The following is a 14399-nucleotide window of genomic DNA, read 5'->3' on the forward strand; positions in this document are numbered from 1 at the left end:
TGCGTGGGAATGCCGCCTGGGACGCTCCGCGTCCCGTGTTCAGCGCAAGGTTCACGCCCTGCGCATGGGTGACGCGGAGCGTCACGGGATGCATTCCCACGCAGAGCGTGGGAACGATCGACTGTTAAACCACCGCCGCCCGCCGCTGTACGAACCGGTCGACATATTCATCTGCCGGCGAATGCAGGATCTCTCTCGGCGTGCCCACCTGAATCAGTCGGCCATCCTTGAGAATCGCGATGCGATTACCAATGCGCACGGCCTCATCAAGGTCGTGGGTGATGAAGACGATGGTCTTGTGCAGGGTCTTTTGCAGTTCCAGCAACTGGTCCTGCATCTCGGCGCGGATCAGCGGGTCAAGGGCACTGAACGCTTCGTCCATCAGGATGATGTCGGTGTCCGCCGCCAGGGCGCGGGCCAGGCCCACACGCTGGCGCATGCCGCCCGAGAGCTGGTGCGGGTATTTGTTTTCGTAGCCTTTGAGGCCCACGGTGTTGATCCAGTGCAGCGCACGCTCGGAGCACATTTGCTTGCTCTCGCCGCGTACTTTCAGGCCGTAGGCGACGTTGTCGACCACGGTCTTGTGCGGCAGCAGACCGAAGCTCTGGAACACCATGCTGATCTTGTGGCGACGGAATTGGCGCAAGGCTTCCATGTCGTATTGCAGGATGTCCACGCCGTCCACCAGGATCGCGCCGCTGGTGGGGTCGATCAGGCGATTGAAATGGCGCACCAACGTCGATTTGCCGGAGCCGGACAGGCCCATGATCACGAAGATCTCGCCAGTGCCGATGCTCAGGGACAAATCATTCACGCCGACCACGCAGCCGGTTTCGGCCAGCACCTGATCCTTGGTCTTGCCCTGGCCAATCATGCCCAGGGCTTCCTTGGAGCGGTTGCCGAAAATCTTGAAGACGTTTTTGACTTCGATTTTGCTCACGGTTGCGTCGTTCATTTGCTCACCTCATGCCGTGGTCGACCATACGCCTGAGTAATGCGGTCGATGACCACTGCCAGAATCACGATCGCCAGACCGGCTTCAAGGCCACGTCCGACGTTGAGGGTCTGAATCCCCACCAACACGTCTTCGCCCAGGCCACGGGCACCGATCATCGAGGCAATCACCACCATCGACAGGGCCATCATGGTGGTCTGGTTGATCCCGGCCATGATGCTCGGCAGGGCCAGCGGCAGTTGCACGCCGAACAGTTGCTGCCAGCGGTTGGCACCGAAGGCGTTGATCGCTTCCATCACTTCACCGTCTACCTGGCGGATGCCGAGGTCGGTCAGGCGGATCAGCGGCGGCGCGGCGTAGATCACCGTGGCGAAAATCGCCGGGACCTTGCCCAGGCCGAACAGCATCAACACCGGGATCAGGTACACGAAACTCGGCATGGTCTGCATGATGTCCAGCAACGGCATCAGCACCGAACGCAGGCGATTGCTGCGCGCCGAGAGAATGCCCAGCGGAATGCCGATCAGCACCGAAATGATCGTCGCCACCATCATCAGCGCCAGGGTTTGCATCAGCTTGTCCCAGAGACCGACTGCGCCCACCAGGAACAACAGACCGACGATCACCGCCGTGGTCACGACCTTACGGGTTGCATGCCAGGCCACGCCCGCCACGATGAGCAGCATCAGCCACCACGGCGCCGCACGCAGCATGCCTTCAAGATTGACGATGGCCCACAACAGGGTGTCGGAGATGTGCCGGAACACGTCGCCGTAGTTGGTGACCAGCGAATCGACCCAACTGTTGACCCAGTCGGCGATGGAAAAGGTAAAGCTTTCGGGAAACATAAGAGACTCTCAATCAAGGGGTTGCGATCAAGCGTCCGACTGCCGTCGCCAGCAGTCGGAGAGGCTCAACCTACAAGGCCGCGTCGATTTTCTTGGCTGCGTCGTCGCTCACCCATGCGTGCCAGACTTCAGGATGTTCCTTCAAGAAGATCTTGGCCAGTTTTGGCGATTCGATCCGCTCTTTGGTCATGCGTCCGAGGTTCTGGTTCAGCAGGTCGATTGGCAGGTTGACCTTTTCCAGCACGGCCACCAGTTCCGGGGCTTGCTCGTGGAAGGTCTTGGACAGGCCGACCTTGATGGTCACGCGCTTGTCGACGCCTGGCTTCTCTTCGAGTTTGACCAGGTCCACCTGGCCCATCAGCGGGGTTGGCGACCAGTAGTAGAACAGGATCGGCTCGCCACGCTTGTAGCTCGACAACACCGCTGCATCCAGCGCCGGGCCGGTGCCTGGGCGGAAGTTGGTGTAGGTGCTTTCCAGGCCGTAGCTTTTCAGCATTTCGCTGTTGTCCAGCTCACAGGTCCAGCCGGCCGGGCAGTTGTAGAAACGACCCTTGGATGGCTCTTCCTGATCCTTGAACACCGCGGAGTACTTGGCCAGGTCGGCGATGTTTTTCAGGTCCGGGGCTTTCGGTTCCAGCTTGCGCTTGGCGTCACCTTCGATCACGTAGCGCGGCACGTACCAGCCTTCCACTGCGCCCACCACCGGAGCGCCGACACCGACGACTTTGCCGGCCTTCTCGGCCTTGTTCCAGACCTCGCTGCGGCCAACCCACTCTTCGGCAAACACCTGGATGTCGTTGCTGCTCAGGGCGTTTTCCATGGTGATGGAGTTGCCCGGCAGGCTGTCGGTCTTGCAGTCGTAGCCTTTCTCCAACACGACTTGCAGCACGTCGGTCAGCAACATGGCGCTTTCCCAGTTCAGGCCGGCGAATTTCACCGGTTTGCCCGATTCGCACCAACCGGCAGCCTGGGTGGCGCCGGCGCTGGCGAGCAGGCCCATGGAAAGCAATGTGGTCAGCAGGGTCTTGTTCGATTTCATTGTAGTGACGCTCCTAATCATGAGTTGGCTTACGGCAGTCAAGAGGCATCCAGCCCTGTCCACGTCCAATCAGGCCTGCGCCGCAGCGCGACCAGCCCCACTTGTTTTTTGTTGTACAACGCTGTCCTGCTCAACCGGCAGAATCAGGTGATCGGGCACCGAGCCATGCCATTTTTTCGCGCACACGTAATACAGGGCTGAGGGAAGCACCAGGCCGATGATCCAGGAAATATCCACACCACCCAGAGCGTCTACCAGCGGACCGGTATAGAACTTGGTGGCGATGAACGGCAGTTGCACCAGTACACCGAAGACATAAACGCTGATACCGAGGGCGTTCCAACGACCGTAGCGACCGTTCGGATCGGCCAGCGCCGGCACGTCATAGCGTTCGCGGGTGATGCAGTAGTAGTCCACCAGGTTGATCGCGCTCCATGGCGTGAAGAACGCCAGCAAGAACAGGATGAACGACTTGAACGCACCGAGGAACGAGTGCTGACCGAGCAACGCCATGAGGGTCGCAGCACCGACGATGACCAGTACGAAGACCAGACGCTGCAAGCGCGTGACCTTCAGCTCACCACGGAAACCGCTGATGATGGTCGCAATGCACATGAAGCTGCCGTAGGAGTTGAGCGTGGAAATGGTGACCTTGCCGAACGCGATACTGAAGTACAGCAGCGCTGCGGTGGCACCGGCACCGCCCAGACCCACGATGTAAGCCACTTCGTGGCCGGCGAATTGGCCGTTGGACGAAGCGGCGGCGAATACGCCAAGGACCATCGCCACCTGGGCGCCAATGACCGAACCTGCGCCTGCAGCGAAGAAGGTTTTCACCGAGGAAATTTTGCTCGGCAGGTAGCGTGAATAATCAGCCACATAAGGGCCGAAGGCGATCTGCCAGGATGCCGCCAGCGACACCGCAAGCAGGAAGCTGCTCCAACTGAAGTGACGGATTTGCAGAAGTGCGCCAACGTCAACCTGACTGATCAGACGGCTGAACAGATAAACAAAAGCAATCACGCCAATGACACTGGCAACACGGCCTATCCAATGGATAACCCGATAACCGAGCACCGTGACCAGCACGATGACACTGGCGAAAAGGAGGATACCGACGGTGTCGCTGACGCCAAACAACTGGCCCAGCGCCTGGCCGGAAAGCACGGTTCCCGTTGCGGTGAAACCGAGGTACATCAGACACACCAGGACGATCGGGATAGCCGCGCCATACACGCCGAACTGCACGCGGCTGGAGATCATCTGCGGCAGGCCAAGCTTGGGCCCTTGCGCGGCATGCAGCGCCATCACGCCACCGCCGATCAGTTGCCCGATCAGCAAACCGATCAACGACCAGAACACATCACCGCCCAGTACGACGGCCAGAGCGCCGGTCACAATCGCGGTGATTTGCAGGTTGGCACCCATCCACAGGGTGAACTGGCTCAACAGACGACCGTGTCTTTCCGCTTCCGGGATGTAGTCGATCGAACGTTTCTCGATCAACGGTTTGTTGCCTGCACGATCGCTGTTAACAGCCATGATTCAACCTCTGTGGATTGTTGTCAGTGTTGATGATCCCTGTAGGAGCGAGGCTTGCCCGCGAATCGCGGTGTGTCAGTTATGACGCCTTCGCGGGCAAGCCTCGCTCCTACAGGTATTGCGTTAAGCCAGCCCGTTTTATTTGCCGGTAATCATCGGCAAGTTCAGCCCTTGTTCCTTGGCGCAATCGATCGCGATCTGGTAACCCGCATCGGCGTGACGCATAACGCCAGTCGCCGGGTCGTTGTGCAGCACGCGAGCAATACGCTCGGCCGCTTCATCGGTACCGTCGCAGACAATCACCATGCCCGAGTGCTGGGAGAAGCCCATGCCGACGCCGCCGCCGTGGTGCAGGGAAACCCAGGTCGCGCCGCTCGCGGTGTTCAGCAGAGCGTTGAGCAGTGGCCAGTCGGACACGGCGTCGGAACCGTCCTGCATCGACTCGGTTTCGCGATTCGGGCTGGCAACCGAACCGGAGTCCAGGTGGTCGCGACCGATCACGATTGGCGCGGACAATTCACCGCTACGCACCATTTCGTTGAACGCCAGGCCGAGCTTGGCGCGCAGGCCCAGGCCAACCCAGCAGATACGTGCCGGCAGACCCTGGAAACTGATGCGCTCACGGGCCATGTCCAGCCAGTTGTGCAGGTGGGCGTCGTCCGGGATCAGTTCTTTGACCTTGGCGTCGGTTTTGTAGATGTCTTCGGCGTTGCCCGACAGTGCAGCCCAACGGAATGGACCGATGCCACGGCAAAACAGCGGACGGATGTAAGCCGGTACGAAGCCTGGGAAGTCGAATGCATTCTCGACGCCTTCTTCCTGGGCCATCTGACGGATGTTGTTGCCGTAGTCGAAGGTCGGAATGCCCATTTTCTGGAATTCGAGCATCGCTTTGACGTGCACAGCCATCGATTGCTTGGCGGCCTTCACAACGGCAGCTGGCTCGGTCTTGGCGCGAGCGCGGTACTCTTCCCAGGTCCAGCCGGCCGGCAGGTAACCGTTGAGCGGGTCGTGGGCGCTGGTCTGGTCGGTGACCATGTCCGGGCGCACGCCGCGCTTGACCAGTTCCGGCAGGATTTCCGCCGCGTTGCCCAGCAGGGCGATGGAGATTGCCTTGCCTTCTTTGGTGTATTTCTCGATGCGGGCCAGGGCGTCGTCGAGATCTTTGGCTTGTTCGTCGACGTAGCGGCTGTTCAGGCGGAAATCGATGCTGACCTGCTGGCATTCAATGTTCAGCGAGCACGCGCCGGCCAATGTTGCGGCCAGCGGTTGAGCGCCGCCCATGCCGCCGAGGCCTGCGGTCAGGACCCAACGACCTTTGAGGTCATCGTTGTAATGCTGGCGACCGGCTTCGACGAAGGTTTCGTAAGTGCCCTGGACGATGCCCTGGCTGCCGATGTAGATCCAGCTGCCGGCGGTCATCTGGCCGTACATGGCCAGGCCTTTGGCGTCGAGTTCGTTGAAGTGTTCCCAGCTCGCCCAGTGTGGTACCAGGTTGGAGTTGGCGATCAGCACGCGCGGTGCGTTGGTGTGGGTCTTGAACACGCCGACCGGCTTGCCGGATTGCACCAGCAGGGTCTCGTCGTCGTTCAGGTTGGTCAGGCTTTCGACGATCTTGTCGTAGCATTCCCAGTTACGCGCCGCACGACCGATACCACCGTAAACCACCAATTCTTTAGGGTTCTCGGCGACTTCCGGGTCGAGGTTGTTCATCAACATGCGCAGCGGTGCTTCAGTCAGCCAGCTCTTGGCGGTCAGCTTGTTACCGCGGGCTGCGCGGATTTCGACGTCACGGTATTTCGTAGGTTTATTGTCAGTCACGAAAAAGACTCCTCAGCGATCAATTCAAACCAACCCGGGCGGTGGGCAAGCCAGCCTGTGCGCGTCAACGCGACACAAGCGAATCAGTGGACGCTGCGAGGAGTCTCGGTCGACTCATACGCATACGTCTTTACTTGTACATACAAGCATATGCAATCAAGCGGCCAACTTGTTGGATGGGCATTCAAGAAAAGTTTTGGAAGGGCTGGAAGGCTTGTAGATCAAGGGTTTTGCGGAAGATGAAATTTTTCGCGGGGATTTTGCGTGGGCGTGGCGGCTGTTACTTAAGCGTGGTTTTGCGCCACGCTGGGGCGTTCGGTAACAAAGTGGTGCGCAGTTTCGAATCGCATGATCGGTCCCACGCTCTGCGTGGTAACGCCGTCAGTGACGCTCCGCGTCCGCCGTTGCTACGGTGACGCGGAGCGTCACGGGATGCATTCCCACGCAGGAGCGTGGGAACGATCAGTGGAGGGTTTGGATCAGCGTGCGATCAGTTCGATCACGCAGCATTGGCCGCTGGCGGAGACTTCCAGCAGACCGGTATTGCCGTCGAGTTGCAGGCAATCATGGCGACCCAGTTGTGCATCGTTGTTACCGAGCTTCACTTCCAACGTTTCGGTGACGCTGAACACCAACACAGTATTCGCGGAACTGAAAAACCGCTGCTCACCATCCAACCACTGCAACCGCGCGCTATACCGCTGCGGCGCGTAAATCAGGTTGAAGTCGCGAATCGGCCCGCCGAGCAAGGTGCAGGAGACCTGACTTTCGCCACTGAAGGCAAACGGGTCCAGCGGTAACAACGGCCGAGTGTCCTGGCCGTCAACGCGCAAGGTCATGCCCTCGCCTTGCAGCACGGTGATCACCCGTTCGTAGCCGGCGAACGTCGAGAAGCCGCCCGACTCGCCTATGTCGGCAATCGACAGGCGCCAGCCGAAACCATCGAGGCCGGTGCCGGCATCGCGGGTGATTTCTTCAGTGCTGCCGCCGCCGTTTTTCCACGGCATGCGCGGGTAATCTTTGGCGCGTAGAACCTGTGTTTTCATTTATGAAACCGACCTTCCAGACGATGACGGGAACCGGGGTGGATCAAACGGGCGGCGGTCACGGGCTGGCGGCCGGACCAGGTGCGGCGACGAATCAGCAGGCACGGCTCGCCCTTTTCAATCTGCAGCAATTTGCACTCGGTGGCCTCGGCCAGAATCGCCTCGACCACGTGCTCACCTTCGGTCAGCGGCGCGACCTGGTTCAAGTAGGCGTAAGGCGTTTGCAGGGTGAAGTCCTGCTTGAGGTAGTCCGGGGCGACCAGCGCATTGACGAAACGGTCTTCGATTTGCACTGGAATGTCGTTTTCGAAATGCACGATCAGCGAGTGGAACACCCGCTGCCCTTCGCGCATGTCCAGGGCCAGCGCGCGCTCGGAGCCGGCGGCCTCTTCTTCAAGGGTGATGACCTTGCACGTATGGCGATGACCGCGGGAGGCGATTTCGTCGGCGATGTTGTGCACTTCAAACAGCGCGGACTGGCTTTTCGGCTCGGCAACGAAAGTGCCGACACCTTGCATGCGCACCAGCAGACCGTCGGCGGTCATTTCGCGCAGGGCGCGGTTGATGGTCATGCGGCTGAAGCCCAGTTGATTGACCAGCTCGCTTTCCGACGGAACGCGGTAGTGCGGCGGCCAGTTTCCACTGTCGATTTGCTGGGTGATCATCTGTTTGACGCGGGCGTACAAGGGCGCCGGACTGTCGCCCATGTGTGCGGCCAACGGAGAGACTGCAGGCGGAGTCGGCACGGTTAATCCTTGTTCATTTGGTAGAGGTTGCTAGCTTGCCGGAGTTTACCGAGCAGGCAAACGTCTGTATATGTATATACAAATAACACACGATGGGGTGCTGAACCATGTCCGCCTTCTTTGCCGAACGCGCGCTGCTGCCTAGTGGATGGGCCAACAATGTACGTCTTGAGGTCAGCGCCGACGGCGTCTTGACCCATATCCAGGCCGATTCCCATGCAGATGGCGCCGAACGGCTAAGCGGTCCGCTGCTGCCGGGGATGCCCAATCTGCACTCCCACGCCTTCCAGCGCGCCATGGCCGGATTGGCCGAAGTGGCGGGTAATCCGAATGACAGTTTCTGGACCTGGCGCGATCTGATGTATCGCCTCGTCGGAAAAATCAGCCCGGAGCAACTCGGCGTCATCGCCCGTCAGCTGTACATCGAAATGCTCAAGGCCGGTTACACCTCGGTCGCGGAATTTCATTACGTACACCACGACACCAATGGCCAGCCTTACGCAGACCCGGCCGAACTGGCGTTGCGCATCAGCCAGGCCGCCAGCTCCGCCGGTATCGGTTTGACCTTACTGCCGGTGCTCTACAGCCATTCCGGTTTCGGTGGCCAGGCTCCGAACGACGGTCAGCGCCGGTTTATCAACAGCACCGAAAACTACCTCACGCTTCAGTCGCGTTTGCAGCCGATCCTGGCGCAGCAACCGGCGCAGTCGCTGGGTTTGTGTTTCCACTCGTTGCGCGCGGTCACGCCGCAGCAGATCAGCGAAGTACTGGCCGCCAGCGACAAGCAATGCCCGGTGCACATTCACATTGCCGAACAGCAGAAAGAAGTCGATGACTGCCTGAGCTGGAGTGGTCGTCGTCCGCTGCAATGGCTGTACGAAAACACCGACGTCGATCAGCGCTGGTGCCTGGTCCACGCGACCCACGCCAACCCGGAAGAAGTCACGTTGATGGCCAAGAGTCGCGCCATCGCCGGCCTGTGCCTGACCACCGAAGCCAACCTCGGCGACGGGATTTTCCCGGCGGTGGATTTCCTCGCCCAGGGCGGGCGCATGGGCATCGGTTCCGACAGCCATGTGTCATTGAGCGTGGTGGAAGAATTGCGTTGGCTGGAATACGGCCAGCGGTTGCGGGATCAGCGGCGTAACCGCTTGTATGGCGCGGATCAGCCGATGGTCGGCCGCACACTGTACGACGCGGCGCTGGATGGCGGTGCTCAGGCGTTGGGCCAGCCGATCGGTGCATTGGAAGTCGGCAAGCGTGCGGATTGGCTGGTGCTCGACGGCAATGATCCGTACCTGGCGACGGCCAGTGGCGACGGGATTCTGAATCGCTGGTTGTTTGCCGGTGGTGATCGCCAGGTGCGCGATGTGCTGGTCAATGGCCAGTGGGTTGTGCGTGATGGGCGTCATGCTGGTGAAGAAGAAAGCAGCCGGGCGTTCACTCAAGTGCTGCGCGATCTGCTCGGATAATCCCTAACCGATCGTTCCCACGCTCTGCGTGGGAATGCAGCCCGTGACGCTCCGCGTCACTGGACGCGGAGCGTCCCTAGAGGCATTCCCACGCAGAGCGTGGGAACGATCTGTAGCCGAGTGATCAGTTCGACGTCTTGGCCATCTTCGTATCCGACGCGCGCCAGATCAGTCGCGTGGTGTCGTAACCCTGCTGCCGTGCCTTGCTCAGCAGTTCTTCACGCACCACACCGTTGACCGTCGGGGTCCGTGACAGCAGCCACAGGTACTTGCGGCTCGGGTCGCCAACAATGGCGGTCTTGTAGTCGTCGCTGACGTACAGCACCCAGTATTCGCCCTTCGCCACACCCGGAATCAAACGCGAAAACCAGTTATCGAACTGGACCCACAGTTTGTCGGTCTTGCCCGGCACCTGTGGCCAGGCCGTGCCTTTGGCTTCTTCCCACTGCCAATCGGGTGTCAGGCAGCGATTGAGCACCGCTACGTTACCGTCGGGCAAGAGCGTGTAATGGGCTTCGGATTGCGCGCAATTGCGCTGGAAATACATCGGCAGCCGGGCCAACTCGTACCAGGTTCCCTGGTATTTCTTGAGATTGACGCTGTTGGCTGTCTTGGGCGCCAACGGATCTACGCCAGAAGAGGCGCAGCCGGCCAATACCAGGCCGGCAAAAAGAACTATCAATAACCGCTTCATTGTTTTTCTCCCGCGGGCGCGTAGCCCCGGTTTACTTCAGGCCTTGGCCAGAAAACATCAGCACTTTGTCACCGGCATACTGCACGCTGATAAAGCTGTTTTTGTCGCCCCAGGTGCAACTGGACATGCCAAGCGCGCCAGAACAATCGGCGGGTTTGCCCAGCAAGGTTTCTACCTCGGCCTTGGGCATGCCGGCCGACAGCTTGGAGTAGTTCTCCTGATTGACCTTGCTGCACGCGGCCAACAACACGCAGAACGAGAGCAAGGCGAAAGATCGCAGCGACATGGTGTAGCTCCTGGGGGAAGGGAATTGGCATGGCTGCCAAGCTGAAGCTTAGAAGAGAAAACCCTTATCTGGTTCCCCGACCGCCCGGCTATTTGTTTGGCCGCTCGTCTGCCTTTTGCCAATAAATCAGCGACTTTGTCGCGCCGTTGGGCAATTCGTCGGTTTTCGCTGAATAACGCCTAATCTTTGGCGCTGGTCAGTCGAAATAGAGGCAGCGCAAAGCCCGCTACTGTGGCAAATTGCCGCTCCCTCGTTGACCAGCCCTTTTGCGGTAGTTCACCTAATGACCAGAAACATGAAGTTCAGCCACAAGATTTTGTTGGCTGCCGCCCTCGTAGTAGCCGTTGCATTCGTCTGTTTCATCCTCTTCAACGACTACCGCCAGCGCCAGACTTTGCGCAGCAGTACCGAATCCTCGATGCAGGAGCTCGGCAGCCTGACCACCAGCAACATCCAGACCTGGCTGGAAAGCCGCATCCAGTTGCTGCAATCGTTGTCGCAACAGATCGCCGTGGACGGCAGCGCCCCGGCCAGCCTGAAACGCGCCATCGACCTGCCCGCCTACACCGGCAACTTCCAGTTGAGCTACTTCGGCAGCACCGAAGGCGTCATGACCTCGATTCCGGCCGGCAACCGAGCCGCCGACTACGATCCGCGCGCCCGTGGCTGGTACAAGGCTGCCGACAGCGCGCGGCAAACCATCGTCACCGAACCGTACATCGCCGCGTCGTCGGGCAAACTGGTGATCACCGTCGCCACGCCGGTGCAGCATGAGAACAAGATGATCGGCGTCGCCGGTGCGGACATCGACCTGACCAGCGTCAGCGCGATCATCAACTCGCTGAACTTCGGCGGTCATGGCCATGCGTTTATCGTCAGTGCCGACGGCAAGATCCTGATTCACCCGAACAGCAAACTGGTGCTCAAGACGCTGGCCGAGGCCTACCCGAACGGTGCGCCACGGGTCAGTCCGGGCATGAAAGAAGTCGAGGTCGACGGCAAGTCGCAGTTCATCTCCTTCACCCACGTCAACGGCGTGCCGTCGGCGGACTGGTACGTGGCGCTGGTGCTGGATCAAGACACCGCGTTCGCGATGCTCAGCGAATTCCGCACCTCGGCGATCATCGCCATGGCCATCGCCGTGGTGATCATCATTGCGCTGCTGGGCATGCTGATCAGCTTCCTGATGCAGCCGCTGCTGACCATGGGACGCGCCATGCATGACATCGCCGAAGGTGAAGGCGATTTGACCAAGCGCCTGACCATCCACGGCCACGATGAATTCGGTGCGTTGGGCACATCGTTCAACCGCTTCGTGGAGCGGATTCACACCTCGATCCGTGAAGTGGCCTCGGCCACCGGCCAGGTCAACGAAGTCGCCCTGCGTGTGGTGGCGGCGTCGAACTCGTCGATGTTCAACTCCGACCAGCAAGCCTCGCGCACCAGCAGCGTCGCCGCGGCGATCAACGAACTGGGCGCCGCCGCCCAGGAAATCGCCCAGAACGCCGCCCTCGCCTCTCAACATTCAAGCGACGCTCGCGCCCTGGCCGAAGACGGTCAGCAAGTGGTGGATAAAACCATCGCGGCGATGCAACAACTGTCGGCGAAGATCAGCGATTCGTGCGGCAACATCGAGACGCTCAACAGCAACACGGTGAACATCGGGCAGATTCTGGAAGTGATCACCAGCATCTCCCAGCAAACCAACCTGCTGGCACTCAACGCTGCCATCGAAGCCGCCCGTGCCGGTGAAGCCGGACGCGGTTTTGCGGTAGTGGCCGACGAGGTGCGCAACCTCGCCCACCGGACGCAGGATTCGGCACAGCAAGTGCAAAAGATGATCGAAGAGCTGCAAGTCGGCGCCCGGGAAGCCGTGAGCACCATGACCGACAGCCAGCGCCAGAGCGAAAGCAGCGTCGGCATCGCCAACCAGGCCGGCGAACGCCTGGGCAGCGTGACGCAGCGGATTGGCGAGATCGACGGCATGAACCAGTCCGTGGCCACCGCGACTGAAGAGCAGACCGCCGTGGTGGAGTCGATCAACGTCGACATCACCGAGATCAACACGCTGAACCAGGAAGGGGTGGAGAACCTGCAGGCGACCTTGCGTGCTTGCTCGGATCTTGAGCAGCAAGCGGCGCGGTTGAAGCAGTTGGTGGGTAGTTTCCGTATCTGACTGTCTAGCCCTGATCGTTCCCACGCTCTGCGTGGGAATGCAGCCCGGGACGCTCCGCGTCCCATCCAGAGCCGAACGCGGAGCGTCCGAAGAGGCATTCCCACGCAGAGCGTGGGAACGATCAGTTAGAACCGGGAACCCGGCCCCGAAAGAAACTCAATCTCCTCAGCCGTAGACGCCCGCCCCAACACCGCATTGCGATGGGGAAACCGTCCAAACCGCGCAATCACCTTCTGATGCCGCTCGGCATAATCCAGGTTATCGGCGAACACCGCGCGATCCGCTTCCGGCTGTTCGGCAACCAGTGCGATAAACCGCGAAACCGCCTCGTTCTGCACCGCCAGATTCTCGCAATGCTCAAACACCAGGTAGATGAACACCCGCTGAATCGGCCGCAGCTGTCGATCGAAATCCGCAGCAATGCCTTGCGCCACCAGGGCCTGGGCCCGGAGATCACCGGCAAAAGATTTGGGAGTGTCGCGAAAGATCATTCGCGGGAGTTGGTCGAGGAGCAGCACCAGGGCCAGCCAACCTTCGGGACGTTGCGCCCAGTCGGTCAAACCGCCGGCCAATGCCTGCTCGACCCAGTCCCCGAAACGCTCGCGCGCTTCGAGGTCCTGGCTGTCGCGCTTGCCGAACCATAACTTGCCCTTGTCAGCCTGAATATCGTCAGGGGTTTCGGCTGATCCGAACCACCATTCGAGCAACGGCTGCCAGGGCGTGGTCATGGGTTTATTCCTTGTGGTAAGCCGTAACGCGTGCGACTTCTTCTTTCGAGCCGAGGAACACCGCTACGCGCTGGTGCAGACCATCGGGCTTGATGTCGAGGATGCGCTGGTGACCATCGGTGGAGGCGCCGCCGGCTTGTTCCACCAGGAACGACATCGGGTTGGCTTCGTACATCAAGCGCAGTTTGCCCGGCTTCGATGGCTCGCGGCTGTCGCGTGGGTACATGAACAGGCCACCACGGGTCAGGATGCGGTGCACATCAGCGACCATCGCGGCCACCCAGCGCATGTTGTAGTTCTTTTTCAGCGGGCCTTCATCGCCCGCCAGCAATTCGCCGACGTAGCGTTGTACCGGCGCTTCCCAGTGACGCTGGTTGGACGAGTTGATCGCGAATTCCTGAGTGGACTCCGGGATCGTGATGTCTTCATGGGTCAGTACGAAGCTGCCCATTTCACGGTCCAGAGTGAAGCCTTTGACGCCATCGCCCAGGGTCAGCACCAGCATGGTTTGCGGGCCGTAGATGGCATAACCGGCAGCGACCTGCTCGGTGCCTGGCTGCAGGAAGGCCTTTTCGTTCAAGGCTTCGTTCTGGCTCAGGTATTCGCTCGGGCAACGCAGCACCGAGAAGATGGTGCCGACCGGGGCGTTGATGTCGATGTTCGAAGAACCGTCCAGTGGGTCGAATACCAGCAGGTACGCGCCTTTCGGGTATTTGCCCGGGATCTGGTAGGCATTGTCCATTTCTTCGGACGCCATGCCGGCCAGGTGACCGCCCCATTCGTTGGCTTCAAGCAGGATCTCGTTGGAGATCACGTCGAGCTTCTTCTGCACTTCGCCTTGGACGTTTTCAGTGCCCATGCTGCCCAGAACACCACCGAGGGCGCCCTTGGAGACGGCGTGGCTGATTTCTTTACAGGCGCGCGCCACCACTTCGATCAGGAAACGCAGATCGGCAGGGGTGTTGTTGCTACGGGTCTGCTCAATCAAATAGCGACTCAGGGTAACGCGGGACATGGAAGGCTCCGGTGGAATGGGGGGGCTAAAA

At 60.2% G+C, this 14399-nt stretch carries 13 protein-coding genes and 1 pseudogene; 3 read left to right on the forward strand and 11 right to left on the reverse strand.

The window, feature by feature from the left end:
- Positions 1–124: 124 nt before the first annotated feature.
- The 7 genes from HKK53_RS18510 to hutC form a co-directional block, all read right to left on the reverse strand.
- Complete coding sequence (locus tag HKK53_RS18510; protein ID WP_054054680.1) at positions 125–955, reverse strand: quaternary amine ABC transporter ATP-binding protein; 831 nt, start codon at positions 953–955, stop codon at positions 125–127.
- Positions 952–1803 (reverse strand): ABC transporter permease, encoded by an 852-nt coding sequence (locus tag HKK53_RS18515; protein ID WP_133837848.1) that lies wholly within the window; start codon positions 1801–1803, stop codon positions 952–954. Before HKK53_RS18515 ends, HKK53_RS18510 begins: the two co-directional genes overlap by 4 nt.
- 70 nt (positions 1804–1873) lie before the next feature.
- Positions 1874–2842, reverse strand: a complete 969-nt coding sequence (locus tag HKK53_RS18520) for an ABC transporter substrate-binding protein (protein ID WP_169372026.1) — start codon at positions 2840–2842, stop codon at positions 1874–1876.
- Positions 2843–2911: 69 nt separating this feature from the next.
- Complete coding sequence (locus HKK53_RS18525) at positions 2912–4384, reverse strand: purine-cytosine permease family protein (RefSeq protein WP_169372027.1); 1473 nt, start codon at positions 4382–4384, stop codon at positions 2912–2914.
- 138 nt (positions 4385–4522) lie between these two features.
- A complete protein-coding gene (hutU, locus tag HKK53_RS18530) occupies positions 4523–6205 on the reverse strand; it encodes a urocanate hydratase (protein ID WP_169372028.1) in 1683 nt (560 codons plus the stop codon).
- Positions 6206–6684: 479 nt separating this feature from the next.
- Positions 6685–7251, reverse strand: coding sequence for a HutD/Ves family protein (locus HKK53_RS18540; RefSeq protein ID WP_169372029.1), 567 nt, complete (start codon positions 7249–7251; stop codon positions 6685–6687).
- Positions 7248–7958, reverse strand: a complete 711-nt coding sequence (hutC, locus tag HKK53_RS18545) for a histidine utilization repressor (protein ID WP_178117490.1) — start codon at positions 7956–7958, stop codon at positions 7248–7250. Before hutC ends, HKK53_RS18540 begins: the two co-directional genes overlap by 4 nt.
- A gap of 146 nt (positions 7959–8104) precedes the next feature.
- On the opposite strand from hutC, the gene HKK53_RS18550 reads away from it, so the two are divergent.
- Entirely contained in the window at positions 8105–9469 is a 1365-nt protein-coding gene (locus HKK53_RS18550; protein ID WP_169372031.1) for a formimidoylglutamate deiminase, read from the forward strand.
- A gap of 124 nt (positions 9470–9593) precedes the next feature.
- Here HKK53_RS18550 and HKK53_RS18555 read toward each other — a convergent pair whose 3' ends face one another.
- The gene (locus HKK53_RS18555; RefSeq protein ID WP_149659124.1) at positions 9594–10163 is read right to left on the reverse strand and encodes a lipocalin family protein; all 570 of its coding nucleotides are present in this window, start codon (positions 10161–10163) and stop codon (positions 9594–9596) included.
- Between the two features lie 31 nt (positions 10164–10194).
- A complete protein-coding gene (locus HKK53_RS18560; protein WP_169372032.1) occupies positions 10195–10449 on the reverse strand; it encodes a hypothetical protein in 255 nt (84 codons plus the stop codon).
- A 295-nt stretch (positions 10450–10744) separates the two neighbouring features.
- On the opposite strand from HKK53_RS18560, the pseudogene HKK53_RS33050 reads away from it, so the two are divergent.
- Positions 10745–11767, forward strand: a pseudogene (locus tag HKK53_RS33050) (HAMP domain-containing protein); the annotation flags it as partial.
- Between the two features lie 93 nt (positions 11768–11860).
- Positions 11861–12625, forward strand: coding sequence for a methyl-accepting chemotaxis protein (locus tag HKK53_RS33055; RefSeq protein ID WP_371927683.1), 765 nt, complete (start codon positions 11861–11863; stop codon positions 12623–12625).
- 125 nt (positions 12626–12750) lie between these two features.
- Here HKK53_RS33055 and HKK53_RS18570 read toward each other — a convergent pair whose 3' ends face one another.
- Both HKK53_RS18570 and HKK53_RS18575 read right to left on the reverse strand, forming a co-directional pair.
- Positions 12751–13353 carry a DUF924 family protein gene (locus HKK53_RS18570; RefSeq protein ID WP_169372034.1) on the reverse strand — a complete coding sequence of 201 codons (603 nt, stop codon included), beginning with the start codon at positions 13351–13353 and terminating at the stop codon, positions 12751–12753.
- A gap of 4 nt (positions 13354–13357) precedes the next feature.
- Positions 13358–14368, reverse strand: coding sequence for a class 1 fructose-bisphosphatase (locus HKK53_RS18575; protein ID WP_123511179.1), 1011 nt, complete (start codon positions 14366–14368; stop codon positions 13358–13360).
- Positions 14369–14399 lie beyond the last annotated feature (31 nt).

Source organism: Pseudomonas sp. ADAK7 (assembly GCF_012935675.1).
Classification (GTDB): domain Bacteria; phylum Pseudomonadota; class Gammaproteobacteria; order Pseudomonadales; family Pseudomonadaceae; genus Aquipseudomonas.